The organism is Pseudomonas sp. JL3 (genome assembly GCF_031570575.1).
Taxonomy (GTDB): Bacteria; Pseudomonadota; Gammaproteobacteria; order Pseudomonadales; family Pseudomonadaceae; genus Aquipseudomonas; species Aquipseudomonas cucumis.
In genome coordinates this window covers 521,551-540,062 of the sequence record NZ_JAKWJK010000003.1, presented here as the reverse complement: position 1 = coordinate 540,062, position 18,512 = coordinate 521,551, and the positions used below count along the sequence as shown (strand labels likewise).

Annotated in this window: 22 protein-coding genes; 8 read left to right on the top strand and 14 right to left on the bottom strand. The window is 59.1% G+C overall.

What is annotated here, in order from left to right; translation table 11 throughout:
* Positions 1–37: 37 nt before the first annotated feature.
* The 3 genes from alc to puuE form a co-directional block, all read right to left on the bottom strand.
* On the bottom strand, positions 38–1,033 hold the full coding sequence (alc, locus tag MMG91_RS08850; protein ID WP_310659357.1) for an allantoicase: 996 nt from the start codon (positions 1,031–1,033) through the stop codon (positions 38–40).
* Between the two features lie 101 nt (positions 1,034–1,134).
* A complete protein-coding gene (gene uraD / locus MMG91_RS08845; RefSeq protein ID WP_310659356.1) occupies positions 1,135–1,650 on the bottom strand; it encodes a 2-oxo-4-hydroxy-4-carboxy-5-ureidoimidazoline decarboxylase in 516 nt (171 codons plus the stop codon).
* Positions 1,647–2,573 carry an allantoinase PuuE gene (gene puuE / locus MMG91_RS08840; protein WP_305448879.1) on the bottom strand — a complete coding sequence of 309 codons (927 nt, stop codon included), beginning with the start codon at positions 2,571–2,573 and terminating at the stop codon, positions 1,647–1,649. Before puuE ends, uraD begins: the two co-directional genes overlap by 4 nt.
* 433 nt (positions 2,574–3,006) lie before the next feature.
* Between puuE and uraH the strand changes: the two genes are divergently transcribed.
* Positions 3,007–3,360 carry a hydroxyisourate hydrolase gene (uraH, locus tag MMG91_RS08835; protein WP_007898824.1) on the top strand — a complete coding sequence of 118 codons (354 nt, stop codon included), beginning with the start codon at positions 3,007–3,009 and terminating at the stop codon, positions 3,358–3,360.
* Positions 3,361–3,560: 200 nt separating this feature from the next.
* Here the strand turns inward: uraH and MMG91_RS08830 are convergent, their stop codons facing one another.
* The 3 genes from MMG91_RS08830 to MMG91_RS08820 form a co-directional block, all read right to left on the bottom strand.
* The gene (locus MMG91_RS08830; RefSeq protein WP_305448880.1) at positions 3,561–4,187 is read right to left on the bottom strand and encodes a LysE family translocator; all 627 of its coding nucleotides are present in this window, start codon (positions 4,185–4,187) and stop codon (positions 3,561–3,563) included.
* Between the two features lie 79 nt (positions 4,188–4,266).
* Positions 4,267–5,616: an NCS2 family permease gene (locus tag MMG91_RS08825; RefSeq protein WP_405046524.1), complete on the bottom strand. Its 1,350-nt coding sequence runs from the start codon at positions 5,614–5,616 to the stop codon at positions 4,267–4,269.
* Positions 5,617–5,931: 315 nt separating this feature from the next.
* Positions 5,932–6,378 carry a MarR family transcriptional regulator gene (locus tag MMG91_RS08820; protein ID WP_310659355.1) on the bottom strand — a complete coding sequence of 149 codons (447 nt, stop codon included), beginning with the start codon at positions 6,376–6,378 and terminating at the stop codon, positions 5,932–5,934.
* A gap of 82 nt (positions 6,379–6,460) precedes the next feature.
* Between MMG91_RS08820 and MMG91_RS08815 the strand changes: the two genes are divergently transcribed.
* Positions 6,461–7,627, top strand: a complete 1,167-nt coding sequence (locus tag MMG91_RS08815; protein ID WP_310659354.1) for a PLP-dependent aminotransferase family protein — start codon at positions 6,461–6,463, stop codon at positions 7,625–7,627.
* 202 nt (positions 7,628–7,829) lie between these two features.
* On the opposite strand, the gene MMG91_RS08810 is transcribed toward MMG91_RS08815, so the two are convergent.
* The 5 genes from MMG91_RS08810 to MMG91_RS08790 all read right to left on the bottom strand — a co-directional run bounded on the left by MMG91_RS08810 (position 7,830) and on the right by MMG91_RS08790 (position 10,603).
* Positions 7,830–8,201: a glutathione S-transferase N-terminal domain-containing protein gene (locus tag MMG91_RS08810; protein WP_305425952.1), complete on the bottom strand. Its 372-nt coding sequence runs from the start codon at positions 8,199–8,201 to the stop codon at positions 7,830–7,832.
* 102 nt (positions 8,202–8,303) lie between these two features.
* Positions 8,304–8,849: a GTP cyclohydrolase I FolE gene (folE, locus tag MMG91_RS08805; RefSeq protein WP_007898818.1), complete on the bottom strand. Its 546-nt coding sequence runs from the start codon at positions 8,847–8,849 to the stop codon at positions 8,304–8,306.
* Between the two features lie 77 nt (positions 8,850–8,926).
* On the bottom strand, positions 8,927–9,484 hold the full coding sequence (locus MMG91_RS08800; protein ID WP_305505490.1) for a Smr/MutS family protein: 558 nt from the start codon (positions 9,482–9,484) through the stop codon (positions 8,927–8,929).
* Positions 9,485–9,559: 75 nt separating this feature from the next.
* The gene (locus MMG91_RS08795) at positions 9,560–9,880 is read right to left on the bottom strand and encodes a hypothetical protein (RefSeq protein WP_095051890.1); all 321 of its coding nucleotides are present in this window, start codon (positions 9,878–9,880) and stop codon (positions 9,560–9,562) included.
* A 132-nt stretch (positions 9,881–10,012) separates the two neighbouring features.
* Positions 10,013–10,603 carry a cysteine hydrolase family protein gene (locus tag MMG91_RS08790; RefSeq protein WP_305448893.1) on the bottom strand — a complete coding sequence of 197 codons (591 nt, stop codon included), beginning with the start codon at positions 10,601–10,603 and terminating at the stop codon, positions 10,013–10,015.
* A 238-nt stretch (positions 10,604–10,841) separates the two neighbouring features.
* Between MMG91_RS08790 and prmB the strand changes: the two genes are divergently transcribed.
* Positions 10,842–11,750, top strand: coding sequence for a 50S ribosomal protein L3 N(5)-glutamine methyltransferase (prmB, locus tag MMG91_RS08785; protein WP_052963689.1), 909 nt, complete (start codon positions 10,842–10,844; stop codon positions 11,748–11,750).
* A gap of 117 nt (positions 11,751–11,867) precedes the next feature.
* Here prmB and MMG91_RS08780 read toward each other — a convergent pair whose 3' ends face one another.
* Together MMG91_RS08780 and MMG91_RS08775 are read right to left on the bottom strand one after the other, a co-directional pair.
* Complete coding sequence (locus MMG91_RS08780) at positions 11,868–12,659, bottom strand: hypothetical protein (RefSeq protein ID WP_310659353.1); 792 nt, start codon at positions 12,657–12,659, stop codon at positions 11,868–11,870.
* 111 nt (positions 12,660–12,770) lie between these two features.
* Positions 12,771–13,769, bottom strand: coding sequence for an alpha/beta hydrolase (locus tag MMG91_RS08775; protein WP_305448895.1), 999 nt, complete (start codon positions 13,767–13,769; stop codon positions 12,771–12,773).
* An 85-nt stretch (positions 13,770–13,854) separates the two neighbouring features.
* Between MMG91_RS08775 and aroC the strand changes: the two genes are divergently transcribed.
* The 5 genes from aroC to mtnC are packed head-to-tail and all read left to right on the top strand — an operon-like array spanning position 13,855 to position 18,003.
* On the top strand, positions 13,855–14,946 hold the full coding sequence (gene aroC, locus MMG91_RS08770) for a chorismate synthase (protein ID WP_310659352.1): 1,092 nt from the start codon (positions 13,855–13,857) through the stop codon (positions 14,944–14,946).
* Positions 14,947–14,980: 34 nt separating this feature from the next.
* On the top strand, positions 14,981–16,126 hold the full coding sequence (locus MMG91_RS08765; protein ID WP_310659351.1) for an MFS transporter: 1,146 nt from the start codon (positions 14,981–14,983) through the stop codon (positions 16,124–16,126).
* A complete protein-coding gene (locus tag MMG91_RS08760; protein ID WP_305448898.1) occupies positions 16,123–16,749 on the top strand; it encodes a methylthioribulose 1-phosphate dehydratase in 627 nt (208 codons plus the stop codon). Before MMG91_RS08765 ends, MMG91_RS08760 begins: the two co-directional genes overlap by 4 nt.
* Positions 16,750–16,769: 20 nt before the next feature.
* Positions 16,770–17,315 carry an acireductone dioxygenase gene (locus MMG91_RS08755; RefSeq protein ID WP_310659350.1) on the top strand — a complete coding sequence of 182 codons (546 nt, stop codon included), beginning with the start codon at positions 16,770–16,772 and terminating at the stop codon, positions 17,313–17,315.
* A 4-nt stretch (positions 17,316–17,319) separates the two neighbouring features.
* Positions 17,320–18,003, top strand: coding sequence for an acireductone synthase (gene mtnC, locus MMG91_RS08750; RefSeq protein WP_310659349.1), 684 nt, complete (start codon positions 17,320–17,322; stop codon positions 18,001–18,003).
* A gap of 105 nt (positions 18,004–18,108) precedes the next feature.
* Here the strand turns inward: mtnC and MMG91_RS08745 are convergent, their stop codons facing one another.
* Positions 18,109–18,387 (bottom strand): DUF3509 domain-containing protein, encoded by a 279-nt coding sequence (locus tag MMG91_RS08745; RefSeq protein WP_007898807.1) that lies wholly within the window; start codon positions 18,385–18,387, stop codon positions 18,109–18,111.
* Positions 18,388–18,512: the final 125 nt, after the last annotated feature.

Here is an 18,512-nt window from a genome sequence, read left to right as displayed (position 1 = left end):
TATGCATTCCCACGCAGGGCATGGGAACGATCGGGTGTTACTTTGCGACCTTGCCCAAAACGCGCAGGCGGCTCACACCACCATCCGGGAACACGTTCAGGCGGATGTGGGTGATCGGGCCCAGCGCCTTGATCTGTTCGGCGAAGGTGTGTTCGGCGTGCATTTCCAGCTTCTGGCTTGGCAGCAATTCGCGCCAGAACAGCGACTGGGTTTCGATCTGGCTGTCGGTGCCGCCCTTCACGAACGCGCCCTGGATCGAGCAGCTGTCCGGGTAGTTGCCTTTGAAGTGCAGGGTGTCGACGATGACTTTTTCGATCTCGCCCGCATGACCCAGCGCGACGATCACCCAGTCATTGCCCGGCGTGCGACGGCGTGCAGTTTCCCAGCCGTCGCCCATGTTGATGCCACGGCCCGGGTTGAGGATGTTGCTCATGCGGCCGAAGTGTTCATCGGAGCAGGCCAGCGCACGGCCACCGTTCAGGGCAGCAGCCAGGTCGACCTGTTCGTTGTCGCCCACAGCGGACCAGTCGCGGTACGGAATGCCGTAAACACGCAGACGGGCCACGCCACCATCCGGGTAGATGTTGAAGCGCAGATGGCTGAACGCCTGGTCGTTACTGATTTCATGGTAGTGGTGGCTGTTGCCTTGCAGCTCGACGGCGGACAGCACTTCAGTCCACTGGGTGTTGTCGTCCGGCTCGCCCGAAGCCAGGAAGCACGCTTCCAGCGAAGCAGACGGCGGGAAGTTGCCGGTGAAGAATGAAGTGTCGATGTCCACGCCTTTGATCGAGCCCGGTACGCCCAGGCGGATCACCGCGCTGTCGTAGCCTTCGAAGCGCTTGCGGCGCGACTCCCAGCCGTCCATCCACTTGCCGTTGTCATCGAACACGCCCTCCTTCCACACGGCCGGGGTCGGTTGGAACAGACGATTGGCGTCTGCGAACCAGTCATCGGTGACCGAGATGATTTTGGTGCCCAAACGGGCGTCGGCCAGGTTGACGAACTTCTCGAAAGGTACGGCGTAAGCTTTCATTCTTCTTGTCTGCCTTTAAATAAGTGGCTTGGGATGCTCGCAGGAGCCCTGGGTGCTTTTCGCGTTTAAGAACACTCGGGGCTTTTCACAAGGGCTGCTCGCTAAAGGGTCAGTAATCGGAACAACGCGATCTTGTTGATCTCCGCCAGCGCGCATTTGAATTCGGTGTCGACCGAGTTGTGAATGCGCGTTTCGAACGCTGCGAGGATCTGATGCCGGTTGCTGCCTTTTACCGCCATGATGAAGGGAAACTTGAACTTGGCTTTGTAGGCGTCGTTCAGCTCGGTGAAGCGTTCAAACTCATCGCTCGAGCATTGGTGGATACCGGCGCCAGCCTGTTCATTCGTGCTGGCTTCGGTGAGTTGGCCCTGGACGGCGGCTTTGCCGGCCAGGTCCGGGTGAGCATTGATCAGGGCCAGCTGGCTGGCGTGATCAGCGCTCAACAAGATGTCGCTCATGCGCTGGTGCAGGGTTTCGATCTCGTCGATCGAAGCGTCCTGGCCCAGGTCGAAGGCCTTTTCGGCCACCCATGGCGAATGTTCGTAGATGTCGGCGAAGGCGGCGACAAACGCGTCGCGGCTCAGGGTCGATGGTTTGATGGTTTGAAAGGTGCTCATTTCACGGCCCCTTGGAACGGGTGGGTTTCGTGCCAGTGGCGAGCGATGTCGACGCGACGGCTGAACCACACCTGTTCATGACTTTTAGCGTATTCGATAAAGCGTTTGAGCGAGGCCAGGCGCGCCGGACGGCCGATCAGGCGGCAGTGCAGGCCGATCGACAACATCTTCGGTGCTTGCGCGCCTTCGGCGTACAGCACATCGAACGCGTCTTTGAGGTACTCAAAGAAATCGTCGCCCTTGTTGAAACCCTGAACCTGGGTGAAGCGCATGTCGTTGGTGTCCAGGGTGTACGGGATCACCAAATGCGCCTTGCCGGTCGGGTTGTTCGGTTCCCAGTAGGGCAGGTCGTCGTCGTAGGTGTCGCAGTCGTAAAGGAAACCGCCTTCTTCCATCACCAGCCGACGTGTGTTCGGGCCGGTGCGGCCGGTGTACCAGCCCAGTGGGCGCTCGCCGGTGATTTCGGTGAGGATGCGGATCGCTTCGAGCATGTGCTCGCGTTCCTGCGCTTCGTCCATGTACTGGTAGTCGATCCAGCGGTAGCCGTGACTGCAGATTTCATGGCCAGCCTCGACCATGGCGCGGATCACGTCCGGGTGGCGCTGGGCGGCCATGGCCACGGCGAAGATGGTCAGCGGGATGTCGAATTCCTTGAACAGTTTCAGAATCCGCCAGACGCCGGCACGGCTGCCATACTCGTAAAGGGATTCCATGCTCATGTTGCGCTCGCCTTGCAGCGGCTGCGCCGAGACCATCTCCGAGAGGAAAGCTTCGGACTCTTTATCGCCGTGCAGGATATTGCGCTCGCCACCTTCCTCGTAATTGAGCACGAAGGACAGCGCGATGCGGGCATTGCCCGGCCAGTGTGGGTGAGGAGGGTTACTGCCGTAACCGATCAGGTCGCGTGGATAGTCAGCGCTCACTGCAGTCTTCCTTCTTGTTCGTGTCGACTTGGTCAAAGTCAGGGTGTGTGGCGGCCTGGCGATGAGAGGGCAGGCTGGCGTCACAGCGATGGAGTGATTGTATACAACTTTATATTCACTTTGTAAGCCTGATTTTTTACCTTTTTCACTGACTGCCCTCTTTGGAGAATACTGCAAGAAACCTGCCTGACTGGTCAGCTAATGGATAAGAGGTCCTTTGATCTTATGGTTTGGCGCAAGATTCGTTGGTAAACCCTGAATGACGGTGTTGGTGGTAAAAATGTCGTTTTTATTGTGTACAATTTTTTTGAAAAATGTCTTAATCAGTCGCTCGCCGCAGCTTTTCGTGCTCCGAAACGGTGCGGTCTCCTTTTCACCTGACTTCGGGAGGCGCGAGGTCTGACTGCTCCACGCAGGCAGGCGCGCAGAATCAATGGGACGTTTGACTACACACGTTTTGGACGCTGCACACGGTTGCCCGGGCAGTTCGATCAAGGTCGAGTTGTACCGCGTTGAAGGTTCGCAGCTGGAATTGGTCGCCACTGCACTCACCAACAGCGATGGCCGTGTCGATTCGCCGCTGTTGCAAGGCGATGACTATCGGTCCGGGGTTTATCAGCTTCAGTTTCATGCGGGTGATTACTACCGCGCCCGTGGGGTTCAGCTGCCTGAGCCTGCGTTCCTGGATGTGGTGGTGCTGCGTTTCGGCATCTCTGCGGAACAGGATCACTACCATGTGCCGCTGCTGATTTCGCCGTACAGCTATTCCACGTATCGAGGCAGTTGATCCCCCAAGCAGCTGCCTCCTCCGAGAAGCGACTGCGCATATAGCTTCTTTGGTCTTTCGCCCGCTCACACTGCGGGCTTTTTTTTGCCTTTAGAAATGTGCTGACGGGTCTGGCGCCATCGCGGGCAAGCCCGCTCCCACAGTGAACTGTGGCGTTCACAGGACCTGTGGGAGCGGGCTTGCCCGCGATGCTTTTGCTCTTAACGACTCAACAACGACGCCGCCCCAGCCCCGCTAAACAACCCCGCACTCACCCGATTAAACCAGCTCTGCCCCTTGCCGCTACGCAAATACCGCGAAGCGCCGTGAGCCCCGAGCCCATAAGCCAGCTTGCACAGCAGATCGAGCACAGTCCAGGTCACGATCATCACCAGCAATTGCGGCAGGAACGGTTGCTCGGCACTCAAAAACTGCGGCAGGAAAGCGGCGAAGAACAAAATGTCTTTCGGATTGCTCGCGCCGAGCATGAACGCGCGCCCGAACAGTGCACGAAAGCGCGGCACTGGCGCAGCCTGGGGCACTTCAGCGCCTTGGGTTGGCAGGCGCGATTGCTGCCAGCTCTGCCAGGCGAGATAAAACAGGTACAGCGCACCGACGATTTTCAGGGCGCTGAACAGCTGTTCCGACGCCAGTAACAATGCGCCCAGACCCAAAGCCGAAGCACTGAGCAGGCAGATCGACGCAATCACGCCACCCAGAAATGCCGGATAAGAACGGCGCAAACCGTAATTTAGACTGTTGCTGATCATCAGCAACGACAGTGGCCCCGGGATCAGGATCACCACCAGCGCAGCGCCGCTGAACAGCAGCCAGGTTTCCAGACTCATCACTTTCCTCCATTTGCACAAAAGCCTCACCCGATGGGGTGAGGCTGTTTTGAAACACTGTTTTTGAAACGTAGACGGCTTACAAGAAAATGAACTTGGCGATGAAGATCGCGCAAAGCACCCACAGGCTGACGGAAATTTCCTTGTACTTACCGGTGCCGGCCTTCAGTGCCACATAAGTGATGAAGCCCAGCGCGATACCGTCGGCGACCGAGAAGGTCAGCGGCATCATGATCGCGGTAACGATCGCCGGAATGCTGTCGGTCGCTTCGTCCCATTCGATGTGCGCCATGCCGCCCATCATCAGCATCGCCACATAAATCAGCGCACCGGCGGTTGCGTAAGCGGGGATCATGCCAGCCAGCGGTGCAAAAAACATTGCGGCAATAAATAGCACACCTACGGTCACGGCGGTAAGACCAGTCCGACCACCCGCCGCTACTCCAGCAGCACTTTCCACGTAGCTGGTCACCGGCGGAACGCCGACCACCGCACCGAACACGCTGGAGGCACTGTCGGCTTTGAGGGCGCGGGAAAGGTTTTCGATCTTGCCGTCGGCGTTCACCAGGCCGGCGCGCTGTGCGACACCCATCAAGGTGCCGGCCGTGTCGAACATGTGCACGAAGAGGAAGGCCAGCACCACGCTGATCATGCTGATGTTGAACACGCCGGCGACGTCCATGGCCATCCAGGTCGGCGCCAGGCTCGGCGGGGCGGACATGATGCCCCCATAGTTCACCAGGCCCAGGCCCCAACCGGCCAGGGTCACGGTAATAATGCTGATGAGAATTGCGCCGAATACTTTGTGGTAGCTCAGGACCGCAATCATCAGGAAGCAGATGGCCGCCAGCAGCGGGCCTGGCTCTCGCAGGGAGCCGAGCTTGATCAGGGTGGCCGGGCTATCGACAACGATGCCGGCGGTTTTCAAGCCGATCAGCCCCAGAAACAGGCCCACACCGGCGCCCATGGCAAAGCGCAAACTCACTGGAATGCTATTGAGCAGCCATTCGCGAATCCGGGAAAAGGTCAGGAACATGAACAACACACCGGAAACGAACACCGCGCCAAGGGCGGTTTCCCAGTTGTAGCCCATGGTGCCGACCACGGTGTAGGTGAAGAACGCGTTCAGGCCCATGCCCGGCGCCAGGCCGACCGGCCAGTTGGCGTACAGGCCCATCAACAGGCAGCCCAGCGCGGCGGCGATGCAGGTGGCGACGAACGCCGCCCCGTGATCGATGCCGGCATCGGCCATGATGTTCGGATTGACGAAGATGATGTAAGCCATGGTGATGAAGGTCGTCAGACCGGCGATCAGCTCGGTCTTCACCGTGGTGCCGTGCAAGCTGAGTTTGAAGATGCGCTCCAGCCAGCCATTGCGTAATGGCGGCGAGAGTTCCAGCGTCGAGGCTTCGGATTTGCGGCTTTCCACAGCGAGTACTCCTCAAGAGTTTTATTGTTATTTCCAGGGCCGGACCCATGAGGGTGGCAGCGACCCTTTGAGGTGCTTGCGAATTTGTTGACTTGTTGGTCAGGAACTCGCACGAAGCGAATTATGCTTTTGTATACAAATAAAGCAAATAATGTTTTTGATTTTGTAGACGAAAAGTTTGTTGATCAGGATATATCGGCTATAGACGATCGTTCCCACGCTCTGCGTGGGAACGCCGCCATGGACGCTCTGCGTCCGCCGTTGATGTGACGCAGAGCGTCACGGGATGCATTCCCACGCAGAGCGTGGGAACGATCAGTTTGGAAAGACCTGGGCTTTACCCAGCGCGAGATTCACCGCCAGCCACCCATTCACCGCCGTCTCCCCAGCCTCGGCAAACACGCGCTCGAGTAATTTCACCTGCTCGCGCCGTAGCGACTGCTCGAACCGCGCACCTTCCGCAGTCAGTTCCAGCAGCCGCTTACGCTTATCGGTTTCGGACGCGACGCTGTTCACCAAATGCATTTCCACCAACTGACGTAACGGAATGTTCAGCGCCTGCTTGCTCACGCCCAGCAACGCCAGCAACTCCTTGACGCTGAGGGCAGGGTAGCGGGCGATGAAAAACACGATGCGTTGATGCACCCGGCTCAAGCCGCGACGCTCGAGCATTTCATCAGCCTTGGCGGTGAACGCCTGGTAACCGAAGAAAAACGCTTCCATGGCTTGTTGCTGAGTGCTGGGGTTTTTAAGGTCAATCATGTTGACGTATCTGCTTGGTCTGTCGTAATTTCGGTCAACCAGTTTGACTCATTTTCCTCAGGCCTCGCTACCGGTGACCCCCATGGCTTTTTCCGAACGTGTCTCGCGCCTTAAAAGTTCTTTGATCCGTGAAATCCTCGCCGCCGCCCAGCGCCCGGAAGTGATGTCGTTCGCCGGCGGCTTGCCAGCTGAAGCCATGTTGCCAAAAGTCGAGTGGACGGACATGCCGCTGTCCGTGGGGCAATACGGCATGAGTGAAGGCGAGCCGGCACTGCGTGAGGCGCTGGCGGCCGAAGCCCGGGCGTTGGGTGTGCCGTGCGAAGCGAGTCAGGTGCTGGTGGTCAGCGGTTCCCAGCAAACCCTCGATCTGGTGGCCAAGCTTTACATCGATAAAGACACCGAGATCTTGCTTGAAGCGCCCACTTACCTGGCAGCGTTGCAGATCTTCCAATTGTTCGGCGCCAACTGCATCACCGTCCCACAGGAAGCCGATGGCCCGAACCTGGTGCAATTGCGCAGCCGTCTGGAAAAACACAAACCCGCTTTCATCTACCTGATTCCGACATTTCAGAACCCGTCGGCGGTGCGCTACAGCGAGGCCAAGCGCGATGCAGTGGCGGCGTTGCTCGACGAGTTCGGCGTGACCCTGATCGAAGACGAACCCTACCGCGAGCTGACCTTCGACGGCGGCAGTGCCACGCCGATCGTCAGTCGCTTGAACAAGGCCAGTTGGATCTACACGGGTACCGTGTCGAAAACCCTGTTGCCGGGCCTGCGGGTCGGTTACCTGATCGCCAGCCCGGACCTGTTTCCGCACTTGCTGCGGCTCAAGCAATCGGCCGATCTGCACACCAACCGCATCGGGCAATGGCAAGCGCTGCAATGGATCGGCACCGAAAAATACCAGCAGCACCTGGGTGAGTTGCGTGACTTCTATCGGGTTCGTCGGGATGCATTCCAGTCAGCACTTGAAAAGCATTTTGGCGACCTGGCGCAGTGGAACGTGCCACAGGGTGGGCTGTTTTTCTGGTTGACGCTCAAGCAGCCACTGGATACTCGCACGCTGCTCAAAGCCGCGCTGGCGGCGGATGTGGCGTTTATGCCGGGCGAGCCATTTTTCCCCGAGCCGGACAAAAACCCCGGTCACCTGCGGCTGAACTTCAGCCACATCGACCCGGCGCGGCTGGACGAAGGGCTCAAGCGATTGGCAACGGTGGTGCATCAGGCACAGACGGCAGAAGCTGCCTGAGGGGAGGGTATAAACAAATAAACCGGCCAATCCAGACTGTGTGAAAACGCCCTGATGAAGGCAAAAACAAACTGAGCATTTTCTTGAATCGCCGCGCAGATTGCTAGGTTTTCACACAGTCTGAATCGGCCGGTTTATTTTTGTCTGAAGTTTGTGGTGGCTGGTCTGGCCTCATCGCTGGAGTCAGAGCACCACAAAACCATCAGGCTGCAGCAAATCGCTTATCCAGATAATCAATGATCACTTTGGATTCATACATCCAGGTGGTCTGGCCATTTTCTTCGATGCGCAGGCACGGCACCTTGATCTTGCCACCTTGCTCCAGCAGGGTCTGGCGATCCTGTTCGTTGTTCTTCGCATCGCGCAACGCCACCGGAACGTTCAGGCGACGCAGGGTACGGCGGGTTTTCACGCAGAACGGGCAGGCGTGGAACTGATACAGGGTCAGGTCCTTGGCGGCCGCTTCGACCTGAGCCTGAGCGGCGGCGGGGCGCTGCTTCTTGCCTGGACGAGTAATGAAATCGATGAAGATGATCAGTTGGCCGAGGCCGACACGAAGCGCTTTTACGAACACGGATAAGCCTCACAGGGGTAAACAGAAAGGCGCGCAGCTTACCTGATTTTTGGCAGGCGAAAAAAAACCGGCGATCAGTGCCGGTTTTCTTCGTGCTGCGAGTTACTTGATCAGGCTGAGAAACTCGCTGCGGGTGGCCGCATTTTCGCGGAATTCGCCGAGCATCACCGAGGTGATCATCGTCGAATTCTGTTTCTCCACACCGCGCATCATCATGCACATGTGCTTGGCCTCGATCACCACCGCAACGCCCAGGGCGCCGGTGACTTGCTGGACCGCATCGGCGATCTGGCGGCTGAGGTTTTCCTGGATCTGCAGGCGGCGGGCGTACATATCGACGATGCGCGCGACTTTCGACAGCCCCAGGACCTTGCCGCTCGGGATGTAGGCAACATGGGCCTTGCCGATGAACGGCAGCATGTGGTGCTCGCACAACGAGTAGAGCTCGATGTCCTTGACCAGCACCATCTCGCTGTTGTCGGAGCTGAACAAGGCACCGTTGGTGACCTCTTCCAGTGTCTGTTCATAACCGCGGCAGAGGTACTGCATGGCTTTGGCGGCACGTTTTGGCGTGTCGAGCAGGCCCTCGCGGGAGGCGTCCTCGCCCAATTGGCCGAGAATCTCGGTGTAATTCTGTTCCAGGGACATGAAACTACCTGTGGGATTTTACGCAAAGGGCAAGGGTACGGTGACGGACACGGCGCTGCAAGCGTGAAGCGACGGCATCACTCGTCGCGACCTTCCATCATAGTGCGTTTGAGCATCACATAAACCGCTCCGGCGCCACCGTGTTTCGGTTGGCACGAGGTGAAGCCGAGCACCTGTGAATGCTGACGTAGCCACGTGTTGACGTGGCTCTTGATCATCGGCCGCTTGCCGTCCAGGCGCACCGCTTTGCCGTGGGTGACACGTACGCAGCGAATTTCGAATTTGGTCGCTTCGGCCAGAAAGGCCCACAGGGTTTCACGGGCCTTTTCCACGTTCATGCCATGCAGATCGAGGCTGCCTTCGAACGGAATCTGTCCGATCTTGAGCTTGCGTATCTGGCTTTCCTGGACACCGTCGCGGGCCCACATCAGCTCATCTTCGGGGCCGACATCGATGACGAATTGATCCGACAACCCGTCAACGGTGGTGGCATCGGTGCGCACGGTGGCGGCCTGGCGCAGCTTGGCGATTTGCGCGCGGTCGGCCTTGGGTTTGCCGGTTTCGGCGCGATCGTGCTTGATCGGCTTGACGCCTTGGATCGCGCTTTTGAACAGGGAAAAATCGTCGTCTTGCATGTCAGCCTCCGCGAAGGGCGGCCAGTTTACCCAAGTCGGGACGAATCGGGCGCGACAAAACGTCCGGCTTTGGGCTTAGTCGTGTTTTTTCATCAGGTGCGGTGCCATGTTCAGCTCTTGCGACTGGCGCGAGCGGCGACGGCAGCGGCGCCACAACCACACGCCGATGTACAGCACGAACAGACCCACGGCCAGAATGATCGCCGAGCCCAACGGGCTGGCATTCAACTCGCCCAGCGCCGGTGGCCGGCCCAGCAGGCTGGCCGCGCCGGCCATCGCCAGTAACACACCGCACGTCGCCAGCAAGGCAGCGAACGCTGCGCCGAAGCGAAAACGCCAGTTGCTTTGGCCTTTGGGCCGCAAGCGGCGTGCATCAAAACCATCGGATAACTTCATTCCGACCTTCCTCAATGGGTATCGGCCCTTCGACCGGGAGTTGACCGGGATGTTCCTGAGGCTAGGGCAATTACAGCAAATGAGAGGCTTTTGCGGATGAGCGGCGGCATGGACCGCTCATCGAAGGGTTGATCAGATCAGTTCGCGGGTCTGGGCGAGGGTGGCGAAATTGTCCGCCATGATCGCCATCTCGGTGTGCTGAACGTGCTCGGCGCTCAGGACGCCACCCTTGTAGGGCAGGTCGCGAGTCGCACAGGCGTCTTCAACCAATGTGCAACGAAAGCCCAGGTTCTTCGCGGCGCGCACGGTAGTGCTGACGCTGGAATGGCTCATGAAACCGCAGACGATAAGGTCCAGCGAGCCGAGATTCTGCAGGTGCTCCAGCAGTTCAGTGCCATGAAACGCACTCGGCAGCAATTTGCCGATGATGGTTTCGTCGCCCTGTGGTTCCAGGCCCGGGATGAACTCACCGCGCTCGCCTTGCGGGTCGAACAGCCCGCCGACGGTGCCGAGGTGGCGCACGTGCACGATCGGCCGACCGGCTGCACGGGCAGCGGCTACCAATTGCTTGATGTTTGCGACAGCAGCATCCATGCCGCTCAGTGCCAAGGGGCCGCTGAGGTATTCTTTCTGGGCATCGATGATGACAAGGGTCGCATGACCCAGATTGGCCGCCGCATAACCACGGCCGCTGAGTTGAAACATCGTTTTTGGAACGGACATTCTGGGGCTCCTTCGAGTGGGGCTTTTGCGACATTGTCCTCTGGCTGAGCGCTTCTGTGAATCGCTACCATCGTAGGCACCGCCGTTGTTGGGTCGCAGCCTTGTCAAGATACTCGTTCTGTTCAATGGCTTGCTGAAAAAATAGAAGAGTCCTACATCTGATCCGGTGTTTTTCCTGCGTCGTCGCGGCGTCTTTTGGCTGTTAGAATCGTCAGTCGTTTTTTCTGGAGTTTGCCCCGTGATCACTTCCCGACTTCGTACCCTGCGTGACCATATCCGTTGGGCCGTCAGCCGCTTCCATGGGGAGGATCTGTTTTTCGGCCATGGGACCGACAACGCCTGGGACGAAGCCCGTCAACTGGTGTTGGGTGCGCTGCACTTGCCGTGGGAAATCGCCGACAGCTATCTGGACTGCCGTCTGGAAGACGACGAACTGGTCAATCTGCAACGCTTGCTCAAGCGCCGCATCGAAGAGCGCATTCCGACCGCTTACCTGCTGGGCGAAGCCTGGTTCTGTGGTATGTCGTTCATTGTCGACGAACGCGTGCTGATCCCGCGCTCACCGATTGGAGAGCTGATCGAAAAGCGTTTCGAGCCGTGGTTGGGCGCCGAACCTGCGCGTATTCTCGACCTGTGCACCGGTTCCGGTTGCATCGGCATCGCCTGTGCTTACGAGTTCCAGAACGCCGAAGTGGTACTGGCCGATCTGTCGTTCGAAGCGCTGGAAGTGGCGAACCAGAACATCGAGCGCCACGGTGTCGATGAGCGGGTGTTCACCGTTCAGGGTGATGGGTTCGATGGCTTGCCGGGTCAACGTTTCGACCTGATCGTGTCGAATCCGCCTTACGTCGATGCGGAAGATTTCGCCGACATGCCGGATGAGTATCAGCACGAACCGGAGCTGGGCCTGGCCTGTGGCGACGACGGTTTGAACCTGGTGCGCCGCATGCTCGCCGAGGCGGCGGATCATCTGACTGAGAAGGGGTTGTTGATTGTTGAGGTGGGTAACAGTCAGGTTCATGTCGAGGCGCTGTACCCGGAAGTCGACTTTGCCTGGCTGGAATTCGAGCGCGGTGGGCATGGTGTGTTTATGCTGACAGCGGAGCAATGCCGCGATCATCAGGCGTTGTTCGCTTCTCGCGTCTGACCAGTAGATCGTTCCCACGCTCCGCGTGGGAATGCCTCAACGGACGCTCCGCGTTCGGCTTCTGGGGACGCGGAGCGTTCCGGGCTGCATTCCCACGCAGAGCGTGGGAACGATCGACTACCGGTGCGTAGCAATCCAGATCAACAACCCCGCCTGAAACACTGCAAACGCCACCAGACAGGTAATGGTAAAACGCAGCCCGGCGTCTTCGCGTTTGTACTTGCTGACCTTTTCTTCGTGCTTCTTCAGTTTGACTTCCTGTTCCGCCAGGTTCTGCTCGGCTTGCTGGAGCATCTGCGCGGCTTCGAGGATTTCCACCTGCTGCAACTTTTCGCTGTTCCAGTCGCCGAGCAAATCACCGACCGACACCTCTTTAACGCTGCCCTTCAAATGCTGGGCGTCGGCGTAGACCACATCAAAACCGTGCACCCGCAGAAAGTGATCGCGGCGCAGGCGAGTGTCTTCGTTCAGCGCATCCTTGTTGTTCAGGTCAGTGCCATCGACGGTGTAGGCGGGCCATCTCTTCTTCGCCCACGTAATGCCCTGAGCTGCCAAATAGCGCCCGATGCCGCGGTTCATCGGCTCGATCTGCAAGCCGCTTTCCGGCTCGAAATGCACGCGTTTGGCGGTGTGATCGACCCACACGTCCAGATGGTTCTGTTCTTTGCGCACGCGCTGGCCCGGCAGCTTGATGGCCATGCGCATCAGGCTGTGTTCCTTGCTATTACGTTCGGCATAACCGAATTCGACAAAGCGCAACGGCCGTCCACCGGTGTTGCGGTCGGTTTGCAGCGGCGCCAGGCGGAGCATTTTGTGGTGCTCGACTTGGACGTCCGCCCACGGCAGCTCGACCGCTGGCTGTGCGTCTTTTTCAGCGGTGGTGTCGGGTGAAGTCTGGGTATCAGTCATAACGGCGAGGTCCTGTCCAAGCGCTGCTTGCCGCCAGTCATAGCGCTGGCGACAAAGGCTTATCGGCCGTTTTTTTCAGGACTGGAGGGGCAACAGCGCTTAAAACAGCGCTTAACGGGTGCGAAGTCCGTCAATAAACCCGAGGATTCGCGCGCCGAGTTCGGCGGCTAGCGGCAATTGCGGATCTTTGTAGGAGGCCAATTGCCGCTTCACGTCGTTGGGCACGATGCGCATCACGTGGTTCATGCCTTCGATCAGCGCCAGTTCTGCGTCCGGTTTGGCGGCCTTGAGTGCCTTGGCATCACCCACGCCGACTTGAATGTCGTTGCTGCCCTGGATGATCAGCGCCGGCATTTTCAGTTTGGCGAAGGCCGCGGCCGGGTCTTGGCGAAACAGCGAAATCAGATACGGCTGCACGCTGGGGCGGAAAATCACCTGCAATTGCGGTGGCACGTTGTCGTCGGTGTGGCCGGCCTTGAGGCTGTCGAGCAGTTCATTGCTGCGCAGCATCAACGACGGTGGCAGGCGATTGCTCAACTGCTGACGCAGGACCTGATCGATCGGTCGGGCGCTGCCGGACATGGAAATCACCGCCGCGGCATCGACGTTTGGCGCCGCCAGGCTGGCGATCAAGGCACCTTCGCTGTGGCCCAGCAAAATCAGTTTGCCAAAGCGCGGATCGGCGTTGAGCTTCTGGCCCCAGGCTTCGGCGTCGGCCACATAGGCCTCCACCGACAGATTGCGCTCATCGGGCGTGGCCGCCAGGCTCGCCGCCACGCCGCGCTTGTCGTAGCGCACGCTGGCGATGTTGTGTTTGGCCAGCACCCAGGCCAGCCGTTTGAGGCTATCGTTGCGTCCGCCGTCGGGGTTGTTTCCGTCACGATCCGTAGGACCGGAGCCGGAAATGATCAGGACAACCGGTACAGGCGTGTCGGATTTGGGCAGCAACAGCGAGCCGAAAAGCTCGCCGCTGCCCGTGTCCAATGTGATCGGGCGTTGCAGGACAGTGGCCTGTGCAAAGCCGGTAAACAAGGTAAGGCTCAAGGCTAGAACTCGCAGCATCATCACGCCATCATCAACAAGGTGCCGGTTGGACTCGCAGGCACCCATAAGGTTCGAGGATGAACTAGTCGGGTAGCCTGCGTATACTGGCGCGCATTACGTATTTTAGTTTCGATTTCACGGAGCGTCCCGCATGTCCGGCAATACCTACGGCAAGCTGTTCACTGTCACCACCGCGGGCGAAAGCCATGGTCCGGCGTTGGTCGCCATTGTCGATGGCTGCCCGCCGGGCCTGGAGATTTCCCTTGAGGATCTGCAGCGTGACCTGGACCGCCGCAAGCCCGGCACCAGCCGCCACACCACCCAGCGCCAGGAAGCCGACGAAGTTGAAATCCTCAGCGGCGTGTTCGAAGGCCGCACCACCGGTTGCGCCATCGGCTTGTTGATCCGCAACACCGACCAGAAGTCCAAGGACTACTCGGCGATCAAGGACCTGTTCCGCCCGGCCCATGCCGACTACACCTATCACCACAAATATGGCGAACGCGATTACCGCGGTGGCGGCCGCAGCTCCGCCCGTGAAACCGCCATGCGCGTGGCGGCCGGTGCAATTGCCAAGAAATACCTGGCCACCCAGGGCATCATCATTCGCGGCTACATGAGCCAGCTCGGTCCGATTGAAATCCCGTTCAAGACCTGGGATTCGGTGGAAGAGAACGCGTTCTTCAGCCCTGACCCGGACAAGGTCCCGGAACTGGAAGCCTATATGGACCAGTTGCGCCGTGACCAGGACTCGGTCGGCGCGAAGATCACCGTGGTCGCCGAAGGCGTGATGCCGGGCCTCGGCGAGCCGATCTTCGACCGCCTCGACGCCGAACTGGCCCACGCGCTGATGAGCATCAACGCGGTCAAGGGCGTGGAAATCGGCGCCGGGTTTGCCAGCATCGCCCAGCGCGGCACCGAGCACCGTGATGAAATGACCCCGGAAGGTTTCCTCAGCAACAATGCCGGCGGCATTCTCGGTGGTATTTCGTCCGGTCAGCCGATTGTTGCGCACCTGGCGCTCAAGCCCACATCGAGCATCACCACGCCGGGCCGTTCCATCGACATCCATGGCAACCCGGTTGAGGTCGTCACCAAGGGCCGTCACGATCCGTGCGTGGGCATCCGCGCCACGCCGATTGCCGAAGCGATGATGGCCATCGTATTGATGGATCACCTGCTGCGTCATCGCGGGCAGAACATCGATGTGCGCGTGAGCACTCCGGTGCTGGGTCAGCTTTAATGGCTGACCTCACAGCCGCTGCGGTCTGACGACGGTGGCGGTGCTCCCTTACTGGCGGCTCTCCAGTTTCTATCTGTTCTATTTCGCCTTGCTCGGTTCGACAGCGCCATTTCTGGCGCTGTACTTCGATCACCTGGGCTTTTCCAGTGCGCGTATTGGCGAACTGGTGGCGATCCCGATGCTGATGCGCTGCGTGGCGCCGAATATTTGGGGCTGGCTCGGTGACTACACCGGGCGACGTCTGGCCATCGTGCGGTTCGGCGCGGTCTGTACGCTGCTGACCTTCTCACTGATTTTCGTCAACCAAAGCTACGCGTGGCTGGCGATGGTCATGGCCTTGCACGCGTTCTTCTGGCACGCGGTATTGCCGCAGTTCGAAGTCATCACCCTGGCGCACTTGAAGGACCAGACCTCGAGCTACAGTCAGATCCGCCTGTGGGGATCCATCGGTTTCATCATTACCGTGGTAGCGCTGGGCCGATTGTTCGAGTGGCTCAGCCTGGACATTTACCCGGTGGCGCTGGTGCTGATCATGGCCGGGATCGTCGTCAGCAGTTTATGGGTGCCTAACGCGCAACCCATTCAGAGCGAACGGTTGGCGGGGGAGGGATTCCTCCAGCAATTGCGCAACCCCGGGGTGTTGGCGTTCTACGGTTGCGTGGCGCTGATGCAGATGAGTCACGGGCCGTATTACACCTTTCTGACCCTGCACCTTGAGCGACTCGGTTACAGCCGCGGGCTGATCGGCATGCTCTGGGCGGTCGGCGTGGTCGCCGAAGTCTTGATGTTTTTGGTCATGAGCAAGATCCTTGCACGTTTCTCGGTGCGCCGGGTGCTGCTGGCGAGTTTCCTGCTGGCGGCTTTGCGTTGGTTGTTGCTCGGTTCGTTTGCTGAATTCCTCTGGGTGCTGCTGTTTGCCCAGGTGCTGCACGCCGCAACCTTCGGTAGCTTTCACGCGGCTGCCATCCAGTTCGTGCAACGTAGCTTCGGCGCGCGTCAGCAAGGGCAGGGCCAGGCGTTGTATGCCGCGCTGGCCGGCACTGGCGGTGCACTGGGCGCGCTGTATTCCGGCTACAGCTGGAATGCCCTCGGCGCCACATTGACCTTTAGTATTGCCAGTCTCGCAGCCTTCGCCGCGGCCGTTATCATTGCCACACGTATGCAAGAGGACAGGCCATGAGCCTTACCCGTGAACACCTCGCCAAGGAAATTATCGACGCCGGGCGTTTTCTGTATGGCCGCGGCTGGTCGCCGGCCACCAGCAGCAATTACTCGACCCGCCTGTCGCCGACCGAAGCCTTGCTGACGGTGTCTGGCAAGCACAAAGGCCAGCTGGGCATCGACGATGTGCTGGCCACCGATCTTTCGGGCAATAGCCTGGAACCGGGCAAAAAACCGTCCGCCGAAACCCTGCTGCATACTCAGCTCTATAGCTGGCGCCCGGAGATCGGCGCGGTGCTGCACACCCATTCGGTGAACGCCACGGTGCTGTCGCGCCTGACGCCGGAAGACTTCATCGAGTTCGAAGACTATGAACTGCAAAAAGCCTTCAGCGGCGTTTCGACTCATGAGTCTCGCGTGCGCGTGCCGATTTTCGACAACGATCAGGACATTGCACGGCTGGCCGCCAAGGTGCAGCCTTGGCTCGACGCCCATCCTGATTGCGTCGGCTATCTGATTCGTGGCCACGGCCTCTACACGTGGGGTGCGCGCATGAGCGACGCGCTGCGACAGATCGAAGCCTTTGAATTTTTGTTCGAGTGCGAGTTGAAGACGCGCTCGCTCTCGAACCATAAAGCATGAACCGTTAAGGAGTTGCCCAGATGAGCAGCCTGTCCGTTTATCACGTCTCCAGCCCCGAAATACCGAACAAAGTCCTGACCCACCTCGAAGACATCGCCTCGACCCTGGCCGAACAGGGCGTGCGCTTCGACCGTTGGCAAGCCACGGCGAAAATCCAGCCCGGCGCCAGCCAGGAAGAAGTGATCGCCGCGTATCAGGAGCAAATCGACAAATTGATGACCGAGCGCGGTTACATCACCGTAGATGTGATCAGCCTGAGCAGCGATCACCCGCAAAAAGCCGAACTGCGCGCCAAGTTCCTCGATGAACATCGCCATGACGAAGACGAAGTACGATTTTTCGTCGCCGGCCGAGGCTTGTTCACCCTGCACATCGGCGATTACGTCTACGCCGTGCTCTGCGAAAAAAACGACCTGATCTCGGTGCCTGCCGGTACGCCGCATTGGTTCGACATGGGCGAAAACCCGCATTTCGTCGCGATCCGCCTGTTCAACAACCCCGAAGGCTGGGTGGCCAATTTCACCGGCGATGACATCGCCAGCCGCTTCCCGCGTCTCGAGGACTGAGTCGATGCCGATCAAAGCGATTCTCACCGACATCGAGGGCACTACCAGCGCGGTGAGTTTTGTGTTTGACGTGCTGTTTCCCTACGCAACTAAACACCTGCCGGATTTCGTTCGCCAAAATGCCGGTCGCGCGGATGTCGCCGAGCAGCTCGCCGCTGTTCGGCATGACTGCGGTGAGCCGCAAGCCGACGTCGAACGGGTCATCGAAATCCTCTTGGCCTGGATCGGCGAAGACCGCAAGGCCACGCCGCTCAAAGCGTTGCAAGGCATGGTCTGGGAGCAGGGTTATCAGGCCGGGCAGTTGAAAGGCCACGTGTACCCGGACGCCGTTGAAGCGCTCAAGCGCTGGCATCAGGAAGGCTATCAACTGTTTGTGTACTCTTCGGGCTCGATTCAGGCGCAAAAACTGATCTTCGGCTGCTCGGACGCGGGGGATTTGTCGCCACTGTTCAGCGGCTATTTCGACACTACCTCAGGGCCCAAGCGCGAAGCGCAGTCCTACGAGCGCATCACCCAGGCGATTGGCGTCGAGGCTTCGCAGATTCTGTTTCTGTCCGACGTCGTTCAAGAGCTGGATGCCGCGCGTGCGGCCGGGATGGCAACCTGTGGCCTGGCCCGTGAGGGCGGGGAACTGGCAGGGCATGTGACCGTCGACAGCTTTGCGCGGATCGATCCTTCAGCCCTGTAAACCCCATAACAGGGATTGCGTAACCGCAGAAACAACTCAGGCCGTGAAGCGAAAGCGCTCACGGCCTGTTTGTTTGTAGCGCGTTTATTTATACAACCGCAGGATTTAAACCGAGTGATAGGTCGGCAAGGCGAACCGTTGCTGGCTTTGCAGCATGGAGATCTGCGGCAGTTCGCTGGCCTGTTCGGCGACGTCACGACGAATCGCGCTGATCACCCACGACAGCTGGTCGCCGGCATGCAATTGCTGGTAGGAAATCGAACGCTTGAAGACTTTGCCGTCCGTACTGCGCAGGGTCAGCAGAATGCCGCCGTCAGGCCGTGGCTGGGTGGTCACTTCGAAGTTGGAGAACAGCGACGAAAATTTTTCCTGGATCAGGCTCATGTCTATCAGCTCCGTTTGTGCTTGAAGGGCAACATGGAGAGGTAGTTGCAGTGATTGTGCCAGTGCCTGACTTTTTAAAAAATCATATAAATCAACAAGTTAACCTTTAAGCGTTTTTGTGCTTT

Coding starts and splice junctions, on each gene's coding strand:
- alc (WP_310659357.1), bottom strand. CDS start 1,033: ATGAAAGCTTACGCCGTACCTTTCGAGAAGTTCGTCAACCTGGCCGAC.
- uraD (WP_310659356.1), bottom strand. CDS start 1,650: ATGAGCACCTTTCAAACCATCAAACCATCGACCCTGAGCCGCGACGCG.
- uraH (WP_007898824.1), top strand. CDS start 3,007: ATGGGACGTTTGACTACACACGTTTTGGACGCTGCACACGGTTGCCCG.
- MMG91_RS08830 (WP_305448880.1), bottom strand. CDS start 4,187: ATGAGTCTGGAAACCTGGCTGCTGTTCAGCGGCGCTGCGCTGGTGGTG.
- MMG91_RS08820 (WP_310659355.1), bottom strand. CDS start 6,378: ATGATTGACCTTAAAAACCCCAGCACTCAGCAACAAGCCATGGAAGCG.
- MMG91_RS08815 (WP_310659354.1), top strand. CDS start 6,461: ATGGCTTTTTCCGAACGTGTCTCGCGCCTTAAAAGTTCTTTGATCCGT.
- folE (WP_007898818.1), bottom strand. CDS start 8,849: ATGTCCCTGGAACAGAATTACACCGAGATTCTCGGCCAATTGGGCGAG.
- MMG91_RS08800 (WP_305505490.1), bottom strand. CDS start 9,484: ATGCAAGACGACGATTTTTCCCTGTTCAAAAGCGCGATCCAAGGCGTC.
- MMG91_RS08795 (WP_095051890.1), bottom strand. CDS start 9,880: ATGAAGTTATCCGATGGTTTTGATGCACGCCGCTTGCGGCCCAAAGGC.
- MMG91_RS08790 (WP_305448893.1), bottom strand. CDS start 10,603: ATGTCCGTTCCAAAAACGATGTTTCAACTCAGCGGCCGTGGTTATGCG.
- MMG91_RS08780 (WP_310659353.1), bottom strand. CDS start 12,659: ATGACTGATACCCAGACTTCACCCGACACCACCGCTGAAAAAGACGCA.
- MMG91_RS08775 (WP_305448895.1), bottom strand. CDS start 13,769: ATGGGTGCCTGCGAGTCCAACCGGCACCTTGTTGATGATGGCGTGATG.
- aroC (WP_310659352.1), top strand. CDS start 13,855: ATGTCCGGCAATACCTACGGCAAGCTGTTCACTGTCACCACCGCGGGC.
- MMG91_RS08760 (WP_305448898.1), top strand. CDS start 16,123: ATGAGCCTTACCCGTGAACACCTCGCCAAGGAAATTATCGACGCCGGG.
- MMG91_RS08755 (WP_310659350.1), top strand. CDS start 16,770: ATGAGCAGCCTGTCCGTTTATCACGTCTCCAGCCCCGAAATACCGAAC.
- mtnC (WP_310659349.1), top strand. CDS start 17,320: ATGCCGATCAAAGCGATTCTCACCGACATCGAGGGCACTACCAGCGCG.
- MMG91_RS08745 (WP_007898807.1), bottom strand. CDS start 18,387: ATGAGCCTGATCCAGGAAAAATTTTCGTCGCTGTTCTCCAACTTCGAA.